Below are 24,071 nucleotides of genomic sequence, written 5' to 3' on the forward strand. Positions count from 1 at the left end.
GGAAAAGGCGCTGTTTGCGAGCAGAAGCTGCTACGGTTGCAAGCGCCTACACATAGTGCGTGAAATAGGTCACGTCGCTGTCGATATACCGCGCCTTGATGTTCAACTGCACATTGTCGCCGAAACGCTGCGTAAGCGATCCCCCGGCCTGGAGGGTGCGGCCATCATAGCGGTCCCACCCCGGCTTCCCAACGAACAGGAACGGGTCCAACCTCTCACCATTGGCCGGATTGGGACGGAAGGTGCCGACGACGGGCAGGAACTGCGACGTCGATCCGCTCTTGTCCTTCTGGTACAGCCCCTGCAACACCAGATCGGTATCCGGCGTCGGCTGCCAGCGGATGGACGGCGCGAACATCACCCGGTCGTCCCGCACATGATCGACATAGGTATCCGCGTCGCGCACCCGGCCGACCGCGCGCACCGCCAGCGTATCGGACAGTGCCACATTGACGTCGCCCATGGCTTCCTTGCGGTCATAGCTGCCATAGACGATCGACGCTTCGCCGCCGGTCTGGAAGGTCGGCGTCTTGGAAACCAGATTGACGAGGCCGCCGATCGATCCTTGTCCGAACAGCACCGACGCCGGGCCGCGCACGATCTCGACTTGCGAGAAATTATAGGGGTCGGACGTGATGCTGGCATAATAGCTGAAAATGTCGCGCATCCCGTCGCGGAACTGCAACGCGTCGATTCCGCGGATGACGAAGCCGTCGACGCGCGTGTCGCGGCCGTAAGGATTGGCGGTGACGCCCGCGGCATATTTGACCGTATCGCTGATGCTGATCGCGCCTTGCGACAAATAGGTGCGCTCGCTGATCACCGTGACAGGCTGAGGCACTTCCAGCGGCGGCGTTTCGGTCTTCGTCCCCGCGCGGGCCGTGACGATGATTCCCTGTTCGCTCGCGCTCGCCTCACCGGCGGCGGGCGCCGCGTCCTCTGCCATGGCCGGATATGTCAGAGCCAGCGCGGACAGCGCCACGCTCAGCTTCAGGATGGTGTGATTCGTCATGTCTGTTCCCCCAGGGATCGCTCGTTGCGGGCGCTGCTAATGACATTGCGACCGATTTTCAATAGCACGGATCGCTAAAGTGGCTTTTGACACCAGCCCCCAATCCCCCCATGTGCACCCCATGCATCTCAAAAACTTTTCAATTGACGATTTCCTTCACGACTTCTGGCAAAAACGCCCCCTCCTCATCCGCAATCCGTGGGACAATTGGCACAACCCGCTCGACCCGGACGAACTCGCCGGCCTCGCCTGCGAAGAAGGCATAGAATCGCGCCTGATCACCGGACCAGCCGGTAAATTGACGGTGGAAAGCGGCCCCTTGCCGGAAGCCAGATTTGGCGAACTCGGAACCAGCCCCTGGACATTGCTGGTGCAGGCCGTGGACCACCATGTCCCCGACGTCGCGGCACTGATCGAACCGTTCCGCTTCATACCCGGCTGGCGCATCGACGATGTCATGGTGAGTTACGCCACCAACGGCGGCGGCGTCGGCCCTCATTATGATCAATATGACGTCTTCCTGATCCAGGGCCTCGGCCGGCGGCGCTGGCGTGTCGGCCCCCGCTGCGATGCTTCGACGCCTTTGCTTCCCCATGACGATTTGCGCCTCATCGCGGATTTCAACGCCGCGGAAGAATGGATTTTGGAGCCCGGCGACATGCTTTACGTGCCTCCCGGCTTCGCGCATGACGGCGTCGCTCTCGTCGATGATTGCATGACCTATTCGATTGGATTTCGCGCCCCTTCCCGCGCCGACCTCGTCGAAGGCTGGAGCGCTCATCAGGCCGATGGCATGACGGAGGAAGATCGTTATGCCGATCCCGACCTCATCCTCCAGTCCAACCCGGGAGAGATCAGCCCGGCGGCCCTCGACCGCATGCATGCGATGGTGATGGAAGCGCTGAGCGATCGCGACGCCTTCGCCCGCTGGTTCGGGCTTCACAACAGCCTGCCCAAATATGCCGACGCCGACTGGCGGCCGGAGGAACCAATCGCTCCCGATGAAGTGCAGGCGCTGCTGGCCCAAGGCGCCACGCTCAGCCGCAATCCGGCAAGCCGTTACGCCTTCATCCGGCAAGGCCCCTCCGTCCTGCTGTTCGTCGATGGTCATTGCTTCGACTGCGGCGAAGACACCGCGCCTCTCGCGGAAAGGCTATGCTCCGTCTCCACCGTCGCGCCAGATCCAAAGCTTGCTCAAGCGGCCGGAGCGATCGCCCTTATCAAGGCACTGATCGACCAGGGCAGCCTCGCCTTCGATGAGGAGGATTGATCCTGTGACGCTGATCCTCTTCAACAAGCCCTATGGCGTGCTCTGCCAGTTCACGGATGACAGCACGGGTCCGCCGCGTCCAACGCTTGCAAGCTTCATCGACAGGCCGGGCGTCTATCCTGCGGGGCGGCTCGACCTCGACAGCGAAGGCTTGTTGCTGCTGACCGATGACGGGCGATTGCAGGCGCGGATCGCCAACCCGCGCTTCAAGATGCCCAAGACTTATCTGGTGCAGGTCGAAGGCGACCCTTCCGATGCGGCACTTGAGCCATTAAGGCGGGGCGTAAAGCTGAAGGACGGGCTCACCCTGCCTGCTGAGGTCGAGCGGATCGATACGCCAGAGCTATGGCCACGCGATCCGCCAGTCCGCTACCGCAAGAGCGTGCCCGATTGCTGGCTCCGCATCACGATCCGGGAGGGCCGGAACCGACAGGTCCGGCGGATGACGGCCGCGGTGGGGCATCCAACACTGCGCCTGGTGCGATGGCAGATCGGCGATTGGACGTTGGATGGCATTGCGCAGGGCGAATGGCGCGAGGCCTGATGCGCCCGCCCTGATCAGGCCTCCACCAGCCTCTTCAAGCTTTTGAGATCACGGTTGACCCATTTGATGTCGGCGGCAAATCGCTCGTCATCCATGCCGGGCTGGCGAAACAGCGTCAGCATGACTTCCGCGCCTTCGCTATTCTGGACCACGCGCAAGGGGACATGAACCTCTTCACCGCCACCCAAATCCACATAATGGTCCATGACCCCAAGGTCGTTGTGAGGGGTGAAGCGGATGCGCACAGGCCCCTCCGCGCCATCGGCCAACCAACTGTCCCCATCCTGGCGCAGCGCCGATTCCGCCAGGCCAGAGGCCCACTCGGGGAAAAACTCCGGTCGCCAGATCTTCTCATAGAGCGCGCGCCATTCCTGATTTATCGACACGCTGAACGTCCGGGCTGGTAGCACGATGGTCTCCTGTAACAGTGCGGCGCCCTATACTCCCTACCCTGCCAAAGGAAGAGAAATGGACCAGCGCACGCCGCCGGAGCGGAACTCCAGGCTGGTTTCAGCGCCCAGACGATAGGCAAGCGCATCCTCGATCAACTCGCGGCCAAATCCCTGACGCGAAGGATTGACGGAGATGGCGGGCACGCCTCTTTCAGCCCAGCACAGGTGAAGCTTGGATGCCCCCCCATCATCCATTTCGACGTGCCAAGAGATATTCAGGCGCCCGTTCGGAGCCTTCAGCGCTCCATATTTCAGCGCGTTGGTCGTGAGTTCGTGGAATGCCAATCCCAATGTCTCACCGATCTTGGAACTCAGGGCCACGTCCGGCCCCTCGATCTCGACCGCCGGACCATCATGGACGCCTACGCTCAGCAGTTCGTCCCTGATGAGATTTTCCAGGTCCACCGTCTGATCGACACTGCTTGTGACGATCACCTGCGTACGCGCCAGTGCGTCCAGCCGTCCGACGAAATGATCGACCAGATGATCGATATTCTCGCTCGTCTCCGCAGTGCTTGCGAACATCGAGCGGACGACCGTTAGCATGTTGCGAACCCGATGTTGGAGTTCAGCGACGAGCACACGCAGGCGGTCCTCGCTTTCGCGCAGCTCCTTCTCGCTCCGGCGCTGTTCAGTGATGTCCTGGAATAGCACGGCGACGGTCTTGTCGTCGGGGTTGCCCACCTGAAAGGCGAAGAGATTGAACGTCCGCCCATTAAGTGCCTGCGAGTCTTCCTCGAACCGGAGGCTTTCGCCCGTCTCCGCGACATGCGCGTAGATATCGACCCATTTGGGTTCGATCGCCGGTTGCAGTTCCCGCATGGTCCGGCCCACGGCATTGCCAAGCCCGTTATGCTTTTCGAACGCCGGATTTACTTCCAGGAAGCGCCAATCGACCGGGCGGCCCGCTTCGTACAGGATCTGGATGATGCAATAGCCCTCATCCATCGAATTGAAGAGATCACGATATTTTAGCTCGCTTCTCCTCAAGGCAGTCTCCGCCCGGGCACGCTCCACGGCAATAAGCGTCCGCTGGGCCGTCTCCTCGATAATCGAGATTTGGGCAGGCACGCCATCGCCGACATCCTCGGCATAGCCCACGCGCGCCGCGCCCAGATATTCGCCAAGCAACCGCTGGGCGAATTCCTGAACCTCAACCGGCTCTGCCAGATCGCGCAGCCCTTCGCTAAGGTTCAGCAAAAATGCCTGCCGCTCCTCGGCTGCGCGCCGCGCGGTGACATCGCGGCCGATGCAATAGGCGAGACCGTCCGCTTCCCGGACCGCGGCGTGCCACGAAATCCAACGGTAGCTGCCATCCTTGCACCGAAGCCGATGCTCAAATTCGAACAACGAAGCCCCGCGATCAAGGTCAGCGCTTGCTGCCTGTGTTCGCTCCAGATCGTCAGGATGTACCAACGGTGCAATAAGGTGACCGATCAGATCGGATTTGCTCCACCCCAAGATACGCTCAAAAGCCGGATTGACGCTGCGCCACGTCCCGTCGTCGGACGAAGCGGTAGCGAGCATGTCCACGGACAATTCGAAGAAATGCTGAAATACTACAGCAGCGTCCGAAGACATATTCTCATCAACCAAATGCGTCATCCATCATATCAACATTGTCGCAGCTGCGGCAATCGGCAACTTCTGTAACCCAAGGTAGTGGCTCAGCGTCGCAGGCACTCCAACGCGCGCGACGCACATTCTGCCTCCCTCCAGAGCTTCGTGAGCAAAAATTTCCTCGGTTTCTCTTGACGATTCGGCTCTCCCGCGCAGGGAAGAAGACATGACCTATCGCTGGATTCGTTCGACGCGCATCTGCATTCTTGCGCTGACTACAGCCATGCTTCCCGTTGTCGCCGCGGCGGCGGACCCAGCGCCGTTCGACCTGCCCGGACCGGAACTGTCCGTCACGGTCACGCGGGCGGGACGGACTTTGCCAATCGGCCAGGTGCCCGCACTTGCAACCGGAGACATCGTCAGGATCGACGCGAACCTGCCTGAGGATCAATCGGTCCGCTACCGGTTGATATCGGCTTTCCTGCGCGGCGCCATCAATCCGCCGCCGAAGAAATGGATTTCAAGCGCGGAAACATGGGAGCGGAAGGAGCGGAAACGGAACCTGAAGCTGACCGTACCCGATCATGCTCGCCAGCTGGTGCTGTTCATGGTTCCCGACACGGGCGGCGACCTCAGCACCATCAGCGATGCCATCCGCGGCCGCCCCGGTGAATTTGTTCGCGTCACTCAGGACATCAACAAGGCGTCGCTGGACCGCACCCGGCTCAACGCCTTCATCCTGGGTATCCGGTCACAGGAAAACAGCCACCCCGAATATCTGAGGAATGTGGCGCCGGTCCTGTCTTCCAGCCTCGCCGTGAAGCTCAATCCGGATTGCCTGGCAAAGATCGTCGAGTTTCAGGCGGCCTGCCTGGTTGAAAACCGCGACAGCCTTGTGCTGGGCGACATTCACAGCAACTCGTTGACGGAGACCATCATCGGCGCTCCCACCGATCTTGCCCTGCAGCTGAGCGCCACGCGGGAAGGGGGCTATGGTTTCTACAGCCCCTATATCGGCGTCGTGCGCGACCTTGCCCGCATCTTCGGCGCATTCAACAATCCGGAATTCAACTATCTGCCAGCGCTTGGGATCGCGAACGGCAAGTCCCTGTCGCTGCTGCTGAACAGCGCACCTTCCTTCCGCAAACCGAAGTCCGTGCTGGTTGCGGCACTACCGGCTATCGAAAAGAATGTACCACCGCCGCTGCGCCGCAGCAGTGATGCGCCGATATGCGGATCTCGGCCCGGCGTCGTGCTGGGGGTCGATGGCGCGCCGCTTATCTTCGCGACCGACTATGCTCATGACATGACCCTGAGGCTGACCGGCAAGGATGGCCGCAGCGTCGAAGCACCCGTCATCGCGCGGGCGGACAAGGGCGGCTACATATTCGGGACTTCCTTCGAACCTGAAAAGATGAGCGGCCCGATGACGGGGCGCTTGCAAGGACATTGGGGCTTTGACGCATTCGAAGGACCGGAGTTCGCGCTGCAGTTTCCGCAGGCGGGCAGCTTGCAGGCCGTGGCTGGCCAGCAACTGATCGCCGGAAAGAACGGCAAGCTGCTGGTGAGCGGACCTACCACCGCCTGCGTCAAGAATGTTTCCGTCCAGCTGCCGGGGGGACGGAGCATCGGCGTGAAATGGCAGGCGCCGGGTCCTGACACGATCGCGGTCGACATGCCCCTGGCTGAACTAGCGGCAGCAGGCGATGCTGTGATCGCCATTCAGTCATTCGGCACGGACAAACCCGAATTGCTGACGATCCCCGTGCAATCGGATCAGCCCGCCATAGAACAGCCTGCCCCGCTATAATGCTGGCAAGATGGGCGGCGGGTGATAAGGCGCCTGCTCCATCAAGCGCTCCGGCGCCTTCAACAGCGGATATGAACAGGATGAAGACGAAGCACTGTCTGGAAGCAAGCGATGTAAAGGCGATCCTCGCCGCAGCCGAGGCCGAGGCGCTGGCGAATGGCTGGGCAGTCACGATCGCGGTGGTCGATGACGGCGCGCATCTGCTGGGGCTTCTCCGCCTGGATGGCGCGGCGGCGAGCACGGCCAAGATGGCGGAATCCAAGGCTTCGACATCGATGCTAGGCCGACGGGAATCGAAGGTTTACGAAGACCTGGTGCTCGGCGGGCGTGTTTCGATGCTGTCTGCGCCCGGCATGGCTGCCATGCTGGAAGGCGCGGTTCCGATCGTCATCAACGGTGATTATGTCGGGGCGGTCGGCGTGTCAGGCGTCAAGTCGGACCAGGACGCGCAGATCGCGCGCGCGGGGATCGCCGCGATCCTGCCGCAAGGCTGATAGAGCTCACAGCCGGTCCAGACCTCGGATCGGCTGCGCGTCTTCATATAGGTTAGCATAGATTTTTCTCGGGCCCTGCCGTCCGCCGCCACCAACCGGATCGGCGCGCGTTGAAGCGTCGTTCGATGCCGCTGATCGTGGGAGCTTGTTCTGGAAGATGTTGCTGGCTGGGTCGCGCCGATTGCGACCATGATCGCCGCGATGATGACCGCCGCCAATCTGGGCGCGCGCGTCACGGGTTGGGGCTTTGTCGTATTCACCGCCGGATCGATCGCCTGGTCGATCGTTGGTATATCGTCGGGGCAGACGAACCTTGTCGCGACGAACGGCTTCCTCACGCTCGTCAACCTCGTCGGCGTGTGGCGATGGCTCGGCCGCCAGCGCGCCTATGAGGATGGTGGCAAGTCGGCCACTCAAGCGAGCCGCCGCTCCGCCTATCCTACGCTCTTTACCGCAACCGGCGTAGCGGGCTTGCCGGTCACCGCTCCGAATGGCGAGACAGTCGGCAAGGTCGTGGAAGCGCTTGTCACCTGCGAAAGCGGGAAGGTCAGCTATGTCGTCATCAGCGCCAGTGGCGTTGGTGGGCTGAATGAGGTCCTCCGCGCCGTGGCGCGCGAGGATCTCGGCTTTTCCTGCGACGGTTTCGCGCTGAAGCGAGACAGAGCGTGGTTCGAGGCTCTGCCGCCTCTTGCGGACGGGGACTGGCCCGCCGCGCCTGCTGAACTGCCAAAGGGCGATGCGGCATGAGTGCGGCGCGCGGCTTGGGCGAAACGGCGCTCCTATTGTGGCAATTGGTGCAGGAAGAAGACCTTCTCTATCTGGCGGACGATGAGCAGGAGGCGGAGGCGCTTGCCGCCGCGCTTGGGGCTCTGGCGCCTGACAGGCCAGTTATCTTCCTGCCTTCCAGCGACACATTGCCGGGCGACGACGCACCCGCCTCGCCAGCTAATATCGGGAAGCGCGTTGCTGCGTTGCGGAGCTTGCGCCGCTTGAATGAGGATGCGGACCGGGCACCGCTGGCCGCGATCATGAGTGGCGAGGCCGCCGCGCGCCTTTACGCCGCGCCAGAGGCTTACGACGCCGCACCGCCAAGCTTGGCGAAAGGCGATCCCATCGACAGCGGCCGTTTCGCTTCAGAGATGGAGGCGATTGGCTACATCATCGACGACCGGGTGGATGAGCCGGGCGAAGTCGCGGTGCGCGGCGACGTCATCGATATTTTCCCCGCCGATGCCGGAACGCCCGCCCGCATCGATATAGCAGACGGGCAGATCAGCGGCATCCGCCGCTACGATCCGGTGACACAGCTGACGACCGAGGAATGCGAGCGGCTGGAGATCGGCCGGGCGGCAGAGCCTGAATGCGCGGAGAAGGTGAGCATCCTGGCTCATCTGGGCCGAGGGACCATCGTCAAGTCGCCCAAGGCTGACGAGCGGCGGCGCAGGTTCGTCCGGCTGGCGGCGCAAGTGGGCAAAGGTGACGATGCCGTTGATGAGGATAGTTGGGCGCGGGCGGCCAAGTGCTGGACGGAAGTTTCGTTGGATGAGCCAGTGACGGAGGTTCCTCGCTTCGCCTTGCAACCTTCGCCCTTGTCCGCGATGGCGCGCTTCGCCCGCCCGCTGCTGGCGGATGGGCATCGGCTCCTGCTTGTCGGCAGCGAACGGGACTTGCGCTTCCTGCGGCCGCGGATCGAGCGGAAGCTGAAAATCTCGCTCGCCGAGGCCGCCAGCCTTGCAGAGGCGCGAGCGCTGCCGGAGCACGGAGGCGCGGCGCTGATCGCGCCGATCGATCGGGGCGCTGTCGTGGACGGCATCGTCATGATCGCCGCCGCCGATCTTCTGGGAAGCCGGGCGCTGATTGGCGAGGCGCCGGAAGCGGTTTCCAATGTCCTCGCGCGGAACGGCGGAGAGGTGCGGGCCGGGGACGTCGTCGTGCATGAGGATCATGGCGTTGGCCGCGTCGCCCGGCTGGAGCCTGCGCCGGACGGTTCTGGCTCCGAAGTGATCGCGCTCGAATATGCGGATGGAGCGCGGCGGTTGGTGCCGGTCGGGGAAGCGGGGCGGATGTGGCGCTATGGCGCGGATGCCGATGCGGTGCGGCTGGACAAGCTGGATGGATCGAGCTGGGAGAAGCGGCGGGCGCAAATTCATGAAGCAATTAGCGAGAGCGCGCGAATTTTGCTGGAAGTGGCCGATGAGAGGGCGCGGTTGGAGGCGGCGGTCATTGCGCCTGATCCGTCACGATATGAGCAGTTCGTTCATGGTTTTCCGTTCAACGAAACCGCCGACCAGGCGCGCGCCATCCAGGCGGTGCGCGACGACCTGGCGTCGGGCAAGCCGATGGACCGGCTGGTCATCGGCGATGTCGGCTATGGTAAGACCGAGGTCGCCCTGCGCGCCGCGGCGCTCGCCGCGCTAGCGGGATATCAGGTCATCCTGGCCGCGCCGACCACGGTGCTCGTCAGCCAGCATATCAAGACGTTCGAGCGGCGCTTTGCCGATAGCGGGATCAAGGTGGCGGGCCTGTCCCGCCTGTCCAGCGCGGCGGAGAAGAAGGCGGTGAAGGCGGGCCTGGCCGATGGATCGGTGCAGATCGTGATCGGCACCGGCGCGGTCATGGGCAAGGATGTGCGCTATGCGAACCTTGGCCTTGTCATAATCGATGAGGAACAGCGGTTCGGCGCGGCGGACAAGGCGAAGCTGCGCAGCCGCGCGGACATCCACCTGCTCGCGATGAGCGCGACGCCAATCCCGCGCACACTGCACCGCGCGATGATCGGACTGCAGCAAATATCGATCATCGCCACCCCGCCCGCGCGGCGCCAGCCTATCCGCACAAGCCTGGTAGAACCGGACGACAACCAGATGAGAACGGCGCTGCTGCGCGAAAAGTCACGCGGCGGGCAAAGCTTCGTCGTGGTGCCGCGCATCGAAGATATTGGCCCGCTGTGTGAGCGATTGGAGCGCATCGTCCCGTCGCTCAAGCTGGTGACGGTCCATGGCAAGATGCCAGCGGCAGAGATCGACCGGGCGATGGTGGATTTCGCCGATGGCGCGGGCGACATACTGCTCGCCACCAACATCATCGAGGCCGGGCTGGACGTGCCGAGAGCCAACAGCATGATCGTCTGGCGCGCGGACCGTTTCGGCCTGGCCCAGCTGCACCAGCTGCGCGGCCGGGTTGGGCGCGGCAACCGGCGTGGGCAGTTGATGCTGGTGACGGACGGCCCCGGCATCGCGGAACGGACGATGAAACGGCTGCGCACCCTTTCGACCTACGACCAGCTGGGCGCGGGGTTCGAGATCAGTGCCGCCGATCTCGACCAGCGGGGCGCGGGCGACCTGCTGAGCGATGCGCAGGCCGGGCATATGAAGCTGATCGGCGTCGACCTGTACCAGCATCTGTTCGAGGCGGCGCTCCGGCAGGCGCGCGGCGAAGATCCGGGCCTGTGGCTGCCGGAGGTCAATATCGGCGCGGCAGGCGCTTTCCCGCCGGAATGGATACCCGAGGACGATATCCGGCTGGGCCTTTACGTACGGCTGGCCCGTATCAGCGATGAGACGGAATTGCAGGGGTTCGAAGAGGAGATCATCGACCGTTTCGGGCCCATGCCGCCCGTCGCAGAGGCCCTGATTGCCAGCGCCAGGATCGCGATATTGGCGCGGGCGGCGCATGTCGCGCGGGTGGATGCAGGGCCAGCGGCGATCGCCCTCACCCCCCGCAACAAGGCCGCGTTCGATCCAGGCGACGCGGAATTGGCCGAAAAGGATGGGCGTTGGCTGCTGAAACAGCAGACAAGCGATGAGGAACGCATCACCTGCGTTACCGATCTGCTGGAAACCGTCGCGCGATCAGCGCCGCCGCCTGAAGCACGTGGAACCTTGGCGCTCGCCAGCGCTTGACGGCACTCACCCCAAAAGCTCGGCAGACCCCCGCAGGAGGACCTTCATGGCTGACAAGATTTCCGGTTTCGAAATCACACGCTCCGGTGAGGAATATCTCATCAGCTTTGAAACCGAGGATGGGCCACGGCTGGAACTGAGCGCATCCTATGAGCAGCTGGACCTGATTGCCGAGGCGATCGATGCGCAGCTCGACCGTGACGAAGAAGACGCATTGGGTGTCGAGCCCGACGAAGACTGACGGGCGCTATGCCGGAAAGGGGCGGCTCACATATGGAGAGCCACTTGCGCCGAAGCGCCACGGCGTTTCCACGCCCCGGCTGATGCCGATGCGTTGGCCGGTGACGATCGGCGCCGGACCTGCCGGTGGATGGAGCGCAAAAGGTGGCGCGTGCAAGGAGGCGCCGTTCAGCGAGCCATCAACGGAGAGCGCCTGGCACAGGCGTCCGGGGCCTGAGCAGAGCTTCAATGGATTGGTGATGCCGCGCCGGACGATCATCTGGTCGATGCCCTGCAACGGCTCCAGCGCCCGGATGAGGACGGCACTGCCCGGCGGCCCGGCCACGATATTGAGGCACCAGTGCAGGCCGTAGATGCGATAGACATAGGCGTGGGCGATCGGGCCGAACATCGCTCCATTGCCTGCCGTCTGCCCCCGAAAGCTGTGCGAGGCGGGGTCGCCGCTGTCATAGGCTTCGGTTTCGACGATGCGGACGCCGACGCCGTTCACCAACAGCGTCGCACCGATCAGGCCGCGCGCTACCGCTTCGATGTCCTGACGGAAAAAGTCCGGGGGAAAGGCTCTCTTCGCGCCTGACAAGCTGTTCAAATCCCTGTCGCTCCTGCCGCCATCGGCCACTCTCCCACAATCCCGGTTGCGGACGCAGCCCGCCGTTCGTCGCAAATCCGTTGCCTTGGACGAAACGGATCGCGAATAGCAGAGACAAGGGAATGTAAGGGGGCAAGGATCCATGAAGGTCAAGATTTTCGCATGCGTGGCCATGCTGGGCGCCGCGATGCTTCCGGCTGTGGCGCTGGCCGATGATCCCCGTGATCCGACGATGCGCAGTGCGGCGGCGCGCGAGCGGGACCGTGCGACAATCCGGCGGATGAACCAGCAGCAGCTTGCCTATGTCCGGGACCGCGATGCACGGATCATGCGGGACTATCGCCGCGCGCAGAGCGGTGGTTCGGGCTATGCCGATGCGCGCGCGGACTATGAGCGCAAGATGGCGTCCTGGCGGCGGGCGGTTGCTGCCTGCAATTCGGGGCGCTGGGAATATTGCGATAATTGAGGCGCGCGGTTTGTCGGAGATCTGGCGACCAGGAGAATTTGACGGCGGCGTTGCTTCAGAACGCCTGAGATCCCAGCTTACGCTGGGATGACGCGGTGGTGAGGGGTTGGAGACAAGGCCTTAGCTGAGTTTGCGTGCGCCTCCTTCCGTACCAACCCAGGGAAACCATGGCCCGCCCCGGCGTTTCGACAGGCAGATGCTGCCGGGAGAGAGCCGATCGCCAATTTCATGTTCGCGACGGGCGTCGAGAATAGTGTGCCCACCATCGACAATGGCCGGGTGCGCGTCGACGAGATGGAGAGTTGCCACCATTATGAGCGATGGCGCGAGGACTTCGCGCTCGTTCAGGAGATGGAGATCGGCTACCTCCGCTATGGCCCGCCGATCCACCGGACGTGGATGGGGCCCGGCCGTTACGACTGGGATTTTGCCGACGAGACATTTGCCGAGCTGAAGCGGCTCAACATCGTGCCGATCGTCGACCTGTGCCATTTCGGCGTACCCGATTGGATCGGCAATTTCCAGAACCCGGATTTTTGCGACTTGTTCGGCGTCTATGCCCGCGCCTTTGCGGAGCGCTTTCCCTGGGTTCAGCTTTATACGCCGGTCAATGAAATGTTTATCTGCGCCACCTTTTCAGCGCGCTATGGCTGGTGGAACGAGCAGCTGAGCAGCGACGTGGCGTTCGTTACGGCGCTCAAGCACATCGTGCGCGCCAATGTGATGGCGATGCGGCAGATATTGGAAGTGCGGCCCGACGCGATCTTCATCCAGAGCGAGTCTTCGGAATATTTTCACGCCGAATCCCCGTCCGCCATCAAGCCCGCGGAAATCATGAATTCCCAGCGTTTCCTGTCGCTGGACCTCAATTACGGGCGGCGCGTGGATTCAGAGATGTACGAATATCTGATGGATCACGGGATGACGCGGGAGGAATATCATTTCTTCCTCGACAATCGCCTGAAGCAGCACTGCATCATGGGCAATGACTATTATGTCACCAACGAGCATCGCGTAGCAGCAGACGGGCACACGCGGGCGTCGGGAGAGATTTTCGGCTATAGCGAGATCACGCGCCAATATCATCAACGCTATCATTTGCCGGTGATGCACACCGAAACCAACCTGTCCGAAGGTCCGCTGGGTACGGAAGCGGTCGATTGGATGTGGAAGCAATGGGCCAATGTGCTGAGGGTGCGTAATGACGGCGTGCCGATCGTCGGATTTACCTGGTATTCGCTGACGGATCAGGTGGATTGGGACAGCGCGCTTCGTGAGAAGAATGGCAACGTCAATCCGCTCGGCCTGTTCGATCTCGACCGCAAGATCCGGCCGGTGGGCAAGGCGTACAAGCGGCTGATCCAGCAGTGGCGCGACGTGCTGCCGACGCAGAGCATGTGCCTGGCGGTGCCGCTGGTGATGCCGAGCGATGCCGAGCGCGCCTATGCGGTCGAGCAGCGCGCGCGGGCCAAGCATATGATCAGGTCGCCGTCCGCAAGCCCGGCGGTACAGGATGGCGAGTGATGGAACGGCGGTTCGCGGGCTAGCCCTTGATCGTCAGGCGCAGGGCGGGCGAATTGGCCCGGGAGCCAGGCTGCTGACGGCCCCCGGACAAGGGAGCGCGGCTAGATCTGCGCTTCGCCGCCATCGACGAAATAGTCCGAACCCGTCACATAGCTTGCTTCATCCGAGAGCAGGAACAGGGCGACAGCCGCCGCCTCTTGCGCGGTGCCGAGGCGGCCGAGGGGGTTGTTGCCCGCCATCTGCTGTTCGATGGCGCCCAGATGTTCCGGGGGCAGGCCAAGGCGGTTGAAAAAGTCGGTGGCGATCGGCCCGGGGCTCAAGGTGTTCACGCGAATGCGGCGCGGGGCGAGTTCCTGGGCGAAGCCGCGGGCCAGCGAGCGGACAGCGCCTTTGGTGGCGGCATAGAGGGCGCTTGCCGGCAGCCCCTTGTCCTTGGCGACCGAGGCCGTGATCAGGATAGAGCCGCCGTCGCGGATCAGCGGCGCCATCGCCTGGGTGCCGAAGACGGGGCCGCCGACGTTGAGGTCCATGAGGTTGCGGTAGAGGTCCGCGCTGATATGGCCGAGCGGCGCGCCCGCGCCGACGCCTGCGTTGAGGAAGAGGCCATCGACCTGGCCGAACTGGCGGGCGGCTTCCTGCGCCAGGGCCTCGGCGGCTTCGGGCCGGGCGGCGTCATTCTGCAGGACATGCACGCCGGGAAGCGCGGCGGCGGCGCTTTCCAGCCTTTCGCGGTTCGATCCGGTGATCAGTACCGATCCGCCTTCCTCCATGATCCGCTGCGCCGCTGCGAGGCCGATGCCGCTGGAACCGCCGGTGATGACGATGGCCTTATCCTTGAACCTTTGCATGCCCTTTTCTCCGTTCGGCAATCTGTTCTGATCCGTGGCTCGTCCGCCTGGCGGAAAAGCTGGCGGCGAAGGTGGACGCAGTTGCGCCCTTGATCAACAAGGATATGCGGGCACTGGGAAACAGGTGAAGCCACCGATTCAAATCGTTGACGATGATCAACTTTTTGGATAGGCCTGCTTCCTGCGAACGGGAATGATCGCTGGCTTGATCGCCAAGAAGCCGGACGCGCTGGCCTAATGCGTCCTGGCGCATGGCGGCAAGCATGTCGAGCCCGATTCGCAAATGCCCGAACCGGACGTGCGCGTCCTGTTCGTCAGCGACCTGAAGGACGGTTGAGCGAGAATGTGGAGATGACGGCGCGATAACGGCAGGGCAGCACGGCCCCCGCGTCCCCGGAAGACCCGCAGCTCTCATGGAGAGACATATGGATATGAGAACGACGACTTTGCCGAACATGCTTGACAGTGGCAGCCGCCCCCTTCCCCTCGCAGACGGTCCGGAACTGCGGGAGGCGCTGAAGGCGGCCAATCTCCAGACCCTGCTGATGGTCTATGTGCACCTGACGCATGATGAATCGATGCTGGAAACCTTCAAGGTCCACATTCACCCGCCCTACACCAATCCCGACTATGTGATGCCGCAGGACTGCATCGACGACCTGCATGAAAAGCTGGTCCATGTGCTGACGACGCCGGGCGCGGCGAAGTCGGAAGATCCGCCGATCGAACTGATGCAGAAGATGATGAGCGTCGGCGTCGGCGAGCCGGTGACTGACGAGTTCGTTCCGATGGTCATGGAGCAGGGCGGATTTCACCGCAGCCCCGTGCGCAAGGAACTGCCGGAGCGAACCCCTCCCCCGGCTGGTTTCAAGGTGCTGGTGATCGGCGCGGGCCTGACCGGCATCCTCGCCGGGATCGAGCTGGAGCGTGCCGGTTATGAGCATGTGATCATCGAGAAGAATGAAGAAGTCGGCGGCACCTGGTGGAAGAACCGCTATCCGGGCGTCGGCGTGGATACGCCCAGCCACTTCTATTCCTATTCCTTCGAAATCAGCCCGGAGTGGAACCACTACCACCCCCATGGCGCGGACATGCGCGAATATTTCCGCGCCGTGGCCGACAAATATGACGTCCGCCGCAACATCCGCTTCAAGACCATGGTGCACAGCCTGGTCTTCGATCAGGACGAAGCCGTGTGGAACGTCACGGTCGAAGACCTGAACAGCGGCAAGCGCGAAGTCATCAAGGCCAATGCCGTGTTCAACGCGTTCGGCACCACGGATCGCTGGAAGCTGCCCGACATCAAGGGCATCGAAAGCTTCCAGGGCATCATCACCCACTCGGCCGACTATGACGAGAATATCGACCTCAAGGGCAAGAAGGTCGCCGTCATCGGCACCGGCGCCAGCTCCGCGCAAATCGTGTCCACGATCGTCAAGGAAGTCGACGAACTGGTCGTCTTCATGCGCACCAAGCACTGGATGATCAACAATCCCGAAGTGAAGGCGGAAGTGCCCGAGCCCGTGAAGTGGGCGATGCGGCACATCCCCTATTACAAGGAATGGTTCCGTTTCCGGGTGTTCTGGTTCGCGGCCGATGGCCTCTACCCCAATGTGGTGAAGGACCCGTCCTACCCCGAAGACGGCATCGCCGTGTCGGCGCTCAATGAAGGCATGCGCCAATATGCCTTGTCGCACATGCATCACAAGCTGGCGGGCCGTCCGGACCTGATCGAGAAGCTGACGCCCGATTTCCCGATCTTTTCCAAGCGCGTCGTGATGGACGCGGGCTGGTACGATGCGCTGGTGCAGCCGCACACGACGCTGGAGACGGCGGGCATCGCGGAAATCCTGCCCAACGGCATCCGCACGAACGACGGCAAGGTCTACGAACTGGACATCATCATCTGCGCGACCGGCTTCAACGCGTCGTCGCTGGTGCAGGACCTGGAGATCAAGGGCCGCGACGGTCACGATATCGCGGTGGACTGGGCAGACGAGGAAGAGCGGGCCTATATGGGCACGACCATCCCCGGCTATCCCAACTACTTCCTGTCGACCGGCCCCAATATCGGCCCGAACCACGCAGGCGGCCTCAACATCGTCAGCGAGTCGCAGGTCCATTATCTGATCGAATGCCTCGATGAGATGATCGCTCGTGGCGCGCGCACGGTTGAAGTGACGGAGGAAGCCTTCCTTCGCCACAACAAGCGGATCGACGACCAGATGAAGCACATGATCTGGACCCACCCCAAGTCGAAGAGCTATTATCAGAACAGCAAGGGCCGCCCGGTCGGTCCCTGGCCCTTCCGCCTCGTCGACATGTGGAACGAGCTGCAAAAACCCGTTCTGGAAGATTATAAGTTCAACTGATCATGAAGTGGGAGGCGCCGGGCTGCCTTGCGGCCAGACGCTTCCCCACCTTCCCGCATTGAAGATCAGGACAGGCGCGGCCTTGACCGGCACCGGGCTACTCCTAAGTTAGAAGCCCGTCGTGCACATATGAGGGGTCGAAGCTGATGGAGGCTCGTCTTTCAGGCGCCTGTCCTTTTCATCGCGAAGGCGATGATCGCAAGTCCGCCGCCGCGTCGAGTGCGGGTGGGACCGTAGACCCCGATGTCCGCACGGGCAATTTTGCCCAAGCGCGCGCCATCCTGCGCAACCAGAATGTGCGGCAGGCGGGCTTCCTGGCCGAACAGGTGGGCCGGATCGGCAGTGCAACGCGCCAGCCCATCCTGTTCCTGGAAGGCGAAGCGCATCGCGTGCAGCGTAGCGCCACGGCGCGGTTCTTCACCCCGCGCATCGTTACGACCCATTATCGCGAACTGATGGTCGAACTCAGCGACCAGCTCATATCCCGCTTCAAAAAGGAAAAGACCGGCTTCCTCGACCAGCTCAGCCTGGAGCTGGCCGTCGCGGTCGCGAGTCATATCGTCGGCCTGACCGATAGCGATCCCAAGGGGCTCGCCCGCAGGCTGGACGTGTTCTTCACCGGCGATTTTCGAGCCCACCCGAACAAGGTCATGTCGCTGATCAAATTCGTGCAGGCCCAATATCGGGTCCTGTCCTTCTACTATCATGATGTCGCCCCGGCGATCCGCGCCCGGCGCAAGCAGCGGCGGGACGATGTCATTTCCCACCTGATCGACGAGGGCTATAATGGCCGGGAGATATTGACCGAGTGCCTGGTCTATGGCGCGGCGGGCATGGCGACGACGCGCGAGTTCATCGTGATGGCCGCGTGGCACATGCTGGAGCGAGAGGAGGTCAAGACCGCCTTCCTCGCCGCCGATGAGAAGGGCAAGATCGCCCTGCTGGAGGAATTGCTGCGGCTGGAGCCGGTGGTCGGCTATCTCTATCGGCGCGTGCCCGCCGGCGAGACGGGGGCTGATGCCCCTCCCGGCGCAGCCGTTGCCGTCGATGTTCGCGCGGCGAACACGGATGTGGCGGCCTTTGGCGAGCGGCCCTGCGAACTGGTGCCGGGCCGCGAAGTGAGCGCCAAATATGGCAATGCGGGCCTGTCCTTCGGCGATGGAGAACATAGATGCCCCGGCGCGCAAGTCGCGCTTCAGGAAAGCTGCATCTTCCTGGAACAGCTGCTGCAAGTGCCCGGCCTGAAGCTGGACCGCGCGCCGACGTTGACGTGGAATCCGCTGGTAACCGGATATGAGCTGCGCAATGCAGTCATTTCCTGTGACTGAGGACATGCCGTTGCCGGTTGCCGATAGATGAGCCAGATAAGTGAGGAGGATATTGGCCGCCTCGTCCCGGCCTTTTACGATCGGGTGCGTGCCGACCCGGTGCTTGGCCCGATATTCGATCAGGCGATCGACGACTGGCCGCTGCATCTGGAGAAGCTGAAGGCATTCTGGTCATCGGTGATGCTGGGCACCGGCCGATACAAGGGGCAGCCCATGGTCGCGCATGTCCGGCACGAACCGCATATGACAGCCGAAAATTTCAGCCGATGGCTGTCGCTATGGCGGCAGACCAGCGGCGACATGCTTGCGCCGGAAGCGGCGGCTGCCTTTCAGGAGAAGGCCGATCGGATCGCCGAAAGCCTGCAATTGGGCGTGCAATTTTACCGCGAACGGAAATCCTGAAGCGGCGCGCTGCGGCGGAACCAGCCTGTTTTCCAATCGTTTTTGGCGCGGTCCCTGCGGCGGGCCGCTCCGTCGTCAGGGCCTTGATACTTTGGACAGGAGGTCTTTCGATGGCTTCGCATTTCATGACACCTTTTGGTGGTCGCGGCTTGTTGAACCGCGGCGACCCCTTTCTCGACCTGCATCGCGAGGTAAACCGGCTGTTCGATGACAGCTTCAGGGCCATGGGCAGCAGCCCCGGCGGACATGGCACGATGATGGGCATGCCGCGCATCGACGTGCATGAGGCGGGGGACAAGCTGGAGATCACCGCCGAACTTCCCGGCGTCGCCCAAGAGGATGTGGATCTTCGGCTGGAGGGCGAGATGCTGATCATCAGCGGAGAGAAGCGGCGGGAGCATGAGGACAAGCAGGCACATGTCCTCGAACGCTCCTATGGCGCATTCTCCCGATCGATCCAGCTGCCGTTCCAGCCAGATCCCGATCAGGTCCATGCCGATTTCAACAATGGCGTGCTCAAGATCAGCCTGCCGAGGCAGGGCAGTCAGGAGCGCAGCCGCCGTATCCAGATCGGCAATGGCCAAATCGGCAATGGACAGGGCGGCCAGGTGCTGGAGGGACGCAGCGGCGATCCCGGCGGTGAAGCTGGCGCTGCTTCACAAGGACAGCAGGGCGGTGGAGGCTCCGGCCAGCCGCATTGACGTATTTCGCCGGTCCGACGCATGCGCGCCTGGACCGGCGAAAGCCCGCGCTGTCCCTAGATAACGCCCATTGCTTCCATCGCTTCGGCGACGCGGACGAAGCCGGTGATGTTCGCGCCGAGGACGTAATTGCCGGGCGCGCCATATTCTTCGGCGGTCTCGGCGCAGCTGTCATGGATGCGCCGCATGATCGCGGCGAGGCGGGCCTCGGTTTCCTCGAAGGTCCAGCTGTCGCGAGACGCGTTCTGCTGCATTTCCAGCGCGGACGTCGCGACGCCGCCCGCGTTGGCCGCCTTCGCAGGGCCGAACAATATGTTCGCATTCTGGAACAGGCGGACAGCTTCGGGGGTGCAGGGCATGTTCGCGCCCTCTCCTACGGCGATGACGCCGTTGCGGATCAGGGTCGCGGCATCATTTCCATTGAGTTCATTCTGTGTCGCAGACGGAAGCGCGACTTCGCACGGAACGTCCCACACGACGCCTTGCTCGACAAAATAGGCGCCTGCCCCTTTCAACCGCGCATATTCGGAAATGCGTTCGCGGCGGACAAGCTTGATTTCCTTGAGCAAGTCGAGGTCGATGCCTTCGTCGTCGACGATGTAGCCGGAGGAGTCCGAACAGGCTACCGCCTTGCCGCCGAATTCCTTGATCTTCTCGATCGCGAAGATGGCGACATTGCCGGAGCCTGACACCACCGCCCGCTTGCCTTCCAGGCTTTCGCCACGGGTTTTGAGCATCTGGTCGACGAAATAAACGGCGCCATAGCCGGTCGCTTCGGTGCGCGCGCGGGAACCGCCGTAGATCAGGCCCTTGCCGGTGAGCACGCCCGCTTCATAGCGGTTGGTGAGGCGTTTATATTGGCCGAAGAGATAGCCGATCTCTCGCGCGCCGACGCCGATGTCCCCGGCCGGAACGTCGGTATATTCGCCAAGGTGGCGATATAGCTCGGTCATGAAGGACTGGCAGAAGCGCATGATTTCGCCATCCGAGCGGTCGCGCGGATTGAAGTCCGATCCACCCTTGCCGCCGCCGATGGGAAGGCCGGTCAGCGCGTTCTTGAAGGTCTGTTCAAAGCCCAGGAACTTGATGATGCCGACATTGACCGATGGGTGGAAACGCAGGCCGCCCTTATAGGGGCCGAGCGCCGAGTTGAACTGCACGCGGAAACCGCGGTTGATGTGGGTCTGCCCCTTGTCATCGACCCAGGGCACGCGGAAGATGATCTGGCGTTCCGGCTCGCAGATGCGCTCGATCAGGGCGTTGTCCATATATTGAGGATGCTTAGCGACGACGAGCCCCAGGCTTTCCAGCACTTCTTCGACAGCCTGGTGGAATTCGGTTTCACCGGCATTCCGCCTCAGCACGTCTTCGAATATCGGCAGGAGTTTCTCGTCGATACGGGGCAATGTCTTCTCTCCTTTTTGTGGATGCATCAGATGCGGGTGGGCTGCGTCACCTTGACGACCGTCAGCGTCCGGGTGCGGCCGTCTCGGTCGGGCCAGTTGATGGATTGCCCCTCGCGCAGGCCGATCAGCCCGGCGGCGATGGGGGTGAGGATGGAAATGCGGCCAGCGCTGATGTCTGCCTGGGCGGGGTAGACGATCTGCACCGTGCGATCAGCGCCGCTCGCTTCGTCAACAAATTCGACGGTCGAATGCATGGTGACGACATCGGGTGCTATGCGCGAGGGCGCCTGCACCTTCGCGCGGTTGATTTCGCTCAGCAGCAGGTCGCTGACGTCGGGCATGCTGTTGGCGACGCCCAGGGCCAGATTGGCGAGGCTGTCGGCTTCGGAATCGATGAAATAAACTGGCGGGTTTCCCCGGCTCAAGGATCTGGTCATGGCGCTGGCTTTCGAAAGGACTGGGCGCACACCTGTCCGGCGTGCTGCAATCTACCGATTTGCCCCGGGTCCGGGGCATGACGCGCCGTAACCCGGGGCTAGATGCCCGCGAGAAGCTGACCCCCCTGGTAGCGAAAACGCACATGATCACTGCGTGAATGCATGATGGGTTCATTGCATGGCGCAATGCCCCGAGTCAAACCGGGCGGCGGCATGGGCGCGGCTATTGTCGCTTGGGGAGCAAATCTCCAGCCGCGATGGTAGCGGTCGTTGCTGGCGGGATCACGAGGTCGTAGCTGGTCTTGTCGGCATCGGCCATGACGATGGTCCAGCGGCCGGGCGCGAGGCCGGTCGCGCCGAAGCGGCCAGCGGCGTTGGTGAAGAGCGGGATGGGCTCGCGGTCCGGATGCGCTGCCTCGACCGCCTGGCCCGCGACAAGGGAAAGCGGCTGGCCATCGGTGCCGATCAGGCGGCCGACGACGCTCACCATATAATCGGAGCCGACCGTGAGTTTGTAGCCGCCGCGATAGGGCGGCAGGAGGCGGAAGGAGCCTTCGCCAAGGTCGAGGCCGAGCGGTGCGTCGGGCGCGGTCGTCAGGACGTTGCGCTCGCTATAGCTGCTGAGGCTGGGCTGGATCGCGGTGCCCAGGCGGCCAGTGCGGGCGGTGTAGCTGTTGCCGCTTTCGTCGATGAAGATGTCCGCCCCTTTGAGCGAAGGGTGGGCGCGGACGATGGCGAAGGCGTCCTGTATCGGGCGGCCGATGGAAAAGGCGCCATCCGCTAGCGCAAGCGCCGTGCCGAAGCGGAGGGAGGTGCGCTGGCCGGTCGATCCGCTGAGTTCACGATCGAACGTGCCGAAGTGGCTGAAGCCGAGTTCGGCGCGGTTGGCATAATAGACGCCGCTGGCGCTCACCCCTGCGCCGATATCGCTGCGTTCGACGTCGGCGCTGAGATTATAGGCTCCGGTGCCCGAGCCGCTATAGCTCTGGTAGCTGAGGCGGCTGCGGTTGTTGCGGCTGTCATAATCGGTGCGCAGGCTGGACGAGCGGTCGAGGCGATAGGTAAGCGAGAGGAAGGCCGCGAGCCGGTTGTTGCGGCCCGCCCGTTCATAGCCGACATCGGCGGTGAAGTTGAGCGCGGGAGAAATTCGCCATCCGCCGGTCAGGCGCACGCTGCCTGCGTCGGGTTCTCCATCGCGGCCCCGCGAATAGCGGGCGTCGAGCCCGGCGTAGAGGGATTCGGTTATGCCGCTATTATAGCTTGCCCCCGCGATATAGCTGTAGGGGTTGAAGGGCGCGGTGGTGCCAATCGGCGCGAATTTCCGGCTGCGCGCCTCCAGCGAGAGTGACAGGGCGTCGGCGCGGTCGCTGCTGCGGCTGATCGTGCGCTGAAAGGTGAGGATAGACGCCCAGCCTGATCCCGCGCCCTCCACATGGGAAGCGGACGCAAAGCTGCCGAATGTGCCAATTGAGGTGGCGACGACCGACTCCAGGCCGCCCATCCAGCCACGGCTATCGGCCTGGGCATTGGCGCCGAGCGTCAGCCGGTCGCTGACGCCCCGCCGGTAGAAGCCGCTGAACGCCAGATCATTGGTGTAAATCGGCCCGCGCCGTCCAAGCGGCGAGCGCACGCCCGCGTAAAGGCCGAACTCGCTAAGCCCCTTGGCAAGCTGGGCCTGGTCGAGAAAGATGCTGAAATCCACCGTCTCCTTGCGCCCGGCGTCATCAGTGATGGTCAGCTTGACGTCATTGGACCCCTGGGTGAACGGAAAATCGCGCAGGTCGAAGGTGCCGGGATCAAGCTCCATCCGGCGGACAAGCTGGTCGTTGACGCGCACCTCGACCACCGAGCGGCGCTCTAGCTGGAAGCTGCGGCTGCCGCGCGGGCGGATGATGGTTTGCGGATCGAGCAGCGAATAGAAGCGCGAGACGGACAGGCCAGCGATTTCGGGCGCGGACTGAAAGCCGCGCGCGAGCGTCTGAAGATCGCCTCCGGCCCAGCGGACGAGGTTGCGCCGGTCGTCATAGACGAGCCGGGTGCCCCGCCTTTGCAGGTCCGGCCCGGCGACGCCCGCCTGCCAGTTCGCCTCGCTTTCCAGCACCACCCCACCGGCACGAATGGCGCCGTCGAGATAGGTGATGGGCGCGGCGAGGCCTTCGTCCGAACCCTGCTGGACCCAGTCGAGCGACCCCCGGATGTTGAGATAGGCGCTGACATCGGCGGGAGGGGCATAGGTGACAGGACCGCGCCTGTTACCGTCTCCAAGATCGAGCGAACGCGCCGCCCGGCTGGGCGCGGCGATATCCAGCGTGACTTGCAGCGCTTGCGGATCATAGCGGATGCTGACGCCGACGCCGCGCAGGTCCGCACCGTCCAGCTGGCCGCGCTCGCGAAGCCGGGTGCGCAGGCGCGCCACCAGGGGAGCGGCGATGCGCGGTTCGAGCAGCGTCAACAGGCGTTCGGCGGAAAAGCTTGCACGCCCGCCGGGGTCCAGGGTGACGGTCACATCGCCGAGATAGGCTTGGCCGTCCATCACCGGCGCGGTGAGAATGACGGGCTTGCCGGTCGGGTTTATGCCAGTTGCGTTTGCATCGGGATCGATCAACACCGGCGCGGGCAAGGCCGCACCGGTTTGCCCGCGCGCGCCAAGCGGGATGAGGCAGGCGGCGAGCAGCAGCGCCCCGGCGGCGGCAGTCGGCTTTGCGGACAAGAGT

21 protein-coding genes and 1 pseudogene are annotated in these 24,071 nt (G+C 63.2%); 13 read left to right on the plus strand and 9 right to left on the minus strand.

The genetic code is table 11. From position 1 onward, the window contains the following. Positions 1-52: 52 nt before the first annotated feature. Positions 53-946: pseudogene (locus tag SPHS8_RS14575) on the minus strand (TonB-dependent siderophore receptor); the annotation flags it as partial. Positions 947-1,133: 187 nt separating this feature from the next. On the opposite strand from SPHS8_RS14575, the gene SPHS8_RS14580 reads away from it, so the two are divergent. Then, complete coding sequence (locus tag SPHS8_RS14580; RefSeq protein WP_201516278.1) at positions 1,134-2,282, plus strand: cupin domain-containing protein; 1,149 nt, start codon at positions 1,134-1,136, stop codon at positions 2,280-2,282. Between the two features lie 4 nt (positions 2,283-2,286). Beyond that, entirely contained in the window at positions 2,287-2,826 is a 540-nt protein-coding gene (locus SPHS8_RS14585; protein WP_201516164.1) for a pseudouridine synthase, read from the plus strand. 14 nt (positions 2,827-2,840) lie between these two features. On the opposite strand, the gene SPHS8_RS14590 is transcribed toward SPHS8_RS14585, so the two are convergent. Beyond that, the gene (locus SPHS8_RS14590) at positions 2,841-3,212 is read right to left on the minus strand and encodes a polyketide cyclase (protein WP_236575182.1); all 372 of its coding nucleotides are present in this window, start codon (positions 3,210-3,212) and stop codon (positions 2,841-2,843) included. 60 nt (positions 3,213-3,272) lie between these two features. Further along, positions 3,273-4,883, minus strand: coding sequence for a PAS domain S-box protein (locus tag SPHS8_RS14595; protein ID WP_201516166.1), 1,611 nt, complete (start codon positions 4,881-4,883; stop codon positions 3,273-3,275). Positions 4,884-5,064: 181 nt separating this feature from the next. Here SPHS8_RS14595 and SPHS8_RS14600 point away from each other — a divergent pair, with 181 nt between their 5' ends. The 5 genes from SPHS8_RS14600 (at position 5,065) to SPHS8_RS14620 (ending at position 11,285) form a co-directional block, all read left to right on the plus strand. Further along, the gene (locus SPHS8_RS14600; RefSeq protein ID WP_201516167.1) at positions 5,065-6,648 is read left to right on the plus strand and encodes a hypothetical protein; all 1,584 of its coding nucleotides are present in this window, start codon (positions 5,065-5,067) and stop codon (positions 6,646-6,648) included. 80 nt (positions 6,649-6,728) lie between these two features. Then, a complete protein-coding gene (locus tag SPHS8_RS14605; RefSeq protein ID WP_201516279.1) occupies positions 6,729-7,142 on the plus strand; it encodes a GlcG/HbpS family heme-binding protein in 414 nt (137 codons plus the stop codon). Between the two features lie 189 nt (positions 7,143-7,331). Continuing rightward, the gene (locus SPHS8_RS14610) at positions 7,332-7,889 is read left to right on the plus strand and encodes a PRC-barrel domain-containing protein (RefSeq protein WP_201516168.1); all 558 of its coding nucleotides are present in this window, start codon (positions 7,332-7,334) and stop codon (positions 7,887-7,889) included. Then, entirely contained in the window at positions 7,886-11,044 is a 3,159-nt protein-coding gene (locus SPHS8_RS14615) for a DEAD/DEAH box helicase (RefSeq protein WP_201516169.1), read from the plus strand. Before SPHS8_RS14610 ends, SPHS8_RS14615 begins: the two co-directional genes overlap by 4 nt. A 46-nt stretch (positions 11,045-11,090) precedes the next feature. Next, positions 11,091-11,285: a hypothetical protein gene (locus SPHS8_RS14620; RefSeq protein ID WP_097093189.1), complete on the plus strand. Its 195-nt coding sequence runs from the start codon at positions 11,091-11,093 to the stop codon at positions 11,283-11,285. 6 nt (positions 11,286-11,291) lie between these two features. Here the strand turns inward: SPHS8_RS14620 and SPHS8_RS14625 are convergent, their stop codons facing one another. Further along, complete coding sequence (locus tag SPHS8_RS14625; RefSeq protein ID WP_236575183.1) at positions 11,292-11,873, minus strand: DNA-3-methyladenine glycosylase; 582 nt, start codon at positions 11,871-11,873, stop codon at positions 11,292-11,294. Positions 11,874-12,015: 142 nt separating this feature from the next. On the opposite strand from SPHS8_RS14625, the gene SPHS8_RS14630 reads away from it, so the two are divergent. Then, positions 12,016-12,339 carry a hypothetical protein gene (locus SPHS8_RS14630; RefSeq protein WP_201516170.1) on the plus strand — a complete coding sequence of 108 codons (324 nt, stop codon included), beginning with the start codon at positions 12,016-12,018 and terminating at the stop codon, positions 12,337-12,339. 228 nt (positions 12,340-12,567) lie between these two features. Further along, entirely contained in the window at positions 12,568-13,863 is a 1,296-nt protein-coding gene (locus SPHS8_RS14635; RefSeq protein WP_201516171.1) for a family 1 glycosylhydrolase, read from the plus strand. A 101-nt stretch (positions 13,864-13,964) separates the two neighbouring features. On the opposite strand, the gene SPHS8_RS14640 is transcribed toward SPHS8_RS14635, so the two are convergent. Together SPHS8_RS14640 and SPHS8_RS14645 are read right to left on the minus strand one after the other, a co-directional pair. Continuing rightward, the gene (locus tag SPHS8_RS14640) at positions 13,965-14,711 is read right to left on the minus strand and encodes an SDR family NAD(P)-dependent oxidoreductase (RefSeq protein ID WP_201516172.1); all 747 of its coding nucleotides are present in this window, start codon (positions 14,709-14,711) and stop codon (positions 13,965-13,967) included. Beyond that, complete coding sequence (locus SPHS8_RS14645; RefSeq protein WP_201516173.1) at positions 14,692-14,976, minus strand: hypothetical protein; 285 nt, start codon at positions 14,974-14,976, stop codon at positions 14,692-14,694. Before SPHS8_RS14645 ends, SPHS8_RS14640 begins: the two co-directional genes overlap by 20 nt. Positions 14,977-15,136: 160 nt before the next feature. Between SPHS8_RS14645 and SPHS8_RS14650 the strand changes: the two genes are divergently transcribed. The 4 genes from SPHS8_RS14650 (at position 15,137) to SPHS8_RS14665 (ending at position 19,514) form a co-directional block, all read left to right on the plus strand. Further along, complete coding sequence (locus SPHS8_RS14650) at positions 15,137-17,083, plus strand: flavin-containing monooxygenase (protein ID WP_236575184.1); 1,947 nt, start codon at positions 15,137-15,139, stop codon at positions 17,081-17,083. A gap of 146 nt (positions 17,084-17,229) precedes the next feature. Continuing rightward, positions 17,230-18,411, plus strand: coding sequence for a cytochrome P450 (locus SPHS8_RS14655; RefSeq protein ID WP_201516174.1), 1,182 nt, complete (start codon positions 17,230-17,232; stop codon positions 18,409-18,411). Positions 18,412-18,438: 27 nt separating this feature from the next. Next, positions 18,439-18,813 carry a group III truncated hemoglobin gene (locus tag SPHS8_RS14660; protein ID WP_201516175.1) on the plus strand — a complete coding sequence of 125 codons (375 nt, stop codon included), beginning with the start codon at positions 18,439-18,441 and terminating at the stop codon, positions 18,811-18,813. Between the two features lie 110 nt (positions 18,814-18,923). Then, on the plus strand, positions 18,924-19,514 hold the full coding sequence (locus SPHS8_RS14665; protein WP_201516176.1) for an Hsp20/alpha crystallin family protein: 591 nt from the start codon (positions 18,924-18,926) through the stop codon (positions 19,512-19,514). A gap of 56 nt (positions 19,515-19,570) precedes the next feature. Here the strand turns inward: SPHS8_RS14665 and gdhA are convergent, their stop codons facing one another. The 3 genes from gdhA to SPHS8_RS14680 all read right to left on the minus strand — a co-directional run bounded on the left by gdhA (position 19,571) and on the right by SPHS8_RS14680 (position 24,067). Then, on the minus strand, positions 19,571-20,920 hold the full coding sequence (gene gdhA, locus SPHS8_RS14670) for an NADP-specific glutamate dehydrogenase (protein ID WP_201516177.1): 1,350 nt from the start codon (positions 20,918-20,920) through the stop codon (positions 19,571-19,573). Between the two features lie 26 nt (positions 20,921-20,946). Continuing rightward, positions 20,947-21,357 carry a nucleoside diphosphate kinase regulator gene (gene rnk / locus SPHS8_RS14675; protein ID WP_201516178.1) on the minus strand — a complete coding sequence of 137 codons (411 nt, stop codon included), beginning with the start codon at positions 21,355-21,357 and terminating at the stop codon, positions 20,947-20,949. Positions 21,358-21,580: 223 nt separating this feature from the next. Beyond that, entirely contained in the window at positions 21,581-24,067 is a 2,487-nt protein-coding gene (locus tag SPHS8_RS14680; RefSeq protein ID WP_201516179.1) for a fimbrial biogenesis outer membrane usher protein, read from the minus strand. Positions 24,068-24,071 lie beyond the last annotated feature (4 nt).

It is taken from the genome of Sphingobium sp. S6 (assembly GCF_905120495.1).
GTDB lineage: Bacteria > Pseudomonadota > Alphaproteobacteria > Sphingomonadales > Sphingomonadaceae > Sphingobium > Sphingobium agri.

What these genes read in the sequence shown, in the direction of transcription:
- SPHS8_RS14610 (WP_201516168.1), top strand. Translation starts at nt 7,332, where the DNA reads ATGATCGCCGCGATGATGACCGCCGCCAATCTGGGCGCGCGCGTCACG.
- SPHS8_RS14630 (WP_201516170.1), top strand. Translation starts at nt 12,016, where the DNA reads ATGAAGGTCAAGATTTTCGCATGCGTGGCCATGCTGGGCGCCGCGATG.
- SPHS8_RS14595 (WP_201516166.1), bottom strand. Translation starts at nt 4,883, where the DNA reads ATGACGCATTTGGTTGATGAGAATATGTCTTCGGACGCTGCTGTAGTA.
- SPHS8_RS14650 (WP_236575184.1), top strand. Translation starts at nt 15,137, where the DNA reads ATGGATATGAGAACGACGACTTTGCCGAACATGCTTGACAGTGGCAGC.
- SPHS8_RS14620 (WP_097093189.1), top strand. Translation starts at nt 11,091, where the DNA reads ATGGCTGACAAGATTTCCGGTTTCGAAATCACACGCTCCGGTGAGGAA.
- SPHS8_RS14600 (WP_201516167.1), top strand. Translation starts at nt 5,065, where the DNA reads ATGACCTATCGCTGGATTCGTTCGACGCGCATCTGCATTCTTGCGCTG.
- rnk (WP_201516178.1), bottom strand. Translation starts at nt 21,357, where the DNA reads ATGACCAGATCCTTGAGCCGGGGAAACCCGCCAGTTTATTTCATCGAT.
- SPHS8_RS14635 (WP_201516171.1), top strand. Translation starts at nt 12,568, where the DNA reads ATGTTCGCGACGGGCGTCGAGAATAGTGTGCCCACCATCGACAATGGC.
- SPHS8_RS14660 (WP_201516175.1), top strand. Translation starts at nt 18,439, where the DNA reads ATGAGCCAGATAAGTGAGGAGGATATTGGCCGCCTCGTCCCGGCCTTT.
- SPHS8_RS14605 (WP_201516279.1), top strand. Translation starts at nt 6,729, where the DNA reads ATGAAGACGAAGCACTGTCTGGAAGCAAGCGATGTAAAGGCGATCCTC.
- SPHS8_RS14580 (WP_201516278.1), top strand. Translation starts at nt 1,134, where the DNA reads ATGCATCTCAAAAACTTTTCAATTGACGATTTCCTTCACGACTTCTGG.
- SPHS8_RS14640 (WP_201516172.1), bottom strand. Translation starts at nt 14,711, where the DNA reads ATGCAAAGGTTCAAGGATAAGGCCATCGTCATCACCGGCGGTTCCAGC.
- SPHS8_RS14665 (WP_201516176.1), top strand. Translation starts at nt 18,924, where the DNA reads ATGGCTTCGCATTTCATGACACCTTTTGGTGGTCGCGGCTTGTTGAAC.
- SPHS8_RS14645 (WP_201516173.1), bottom strand. Translation starts at nt 14,976, where the DNA reads ATGCTTGCCGCCATGCGCCAGGACGCATTAGGCCAGCGCGTCCGGCTT.
- SPHS8_RS14655 (WP_201516174.1), top strand. Translation starts at nt 17,230, where the DNA reads ATGGAGGCTCGTCTTTCAGGCGCCTGTCCTTTTCATCGCGAAGGCGAT.
- SPHS8_RS14615 (WP_201516169.1), top strand. Translation starts at nt 7,886, where the DNA reads ATGAGTGCGGCGCGCGGCTTGGGCGAAACGGCGCTCCTATTGTGGCAA.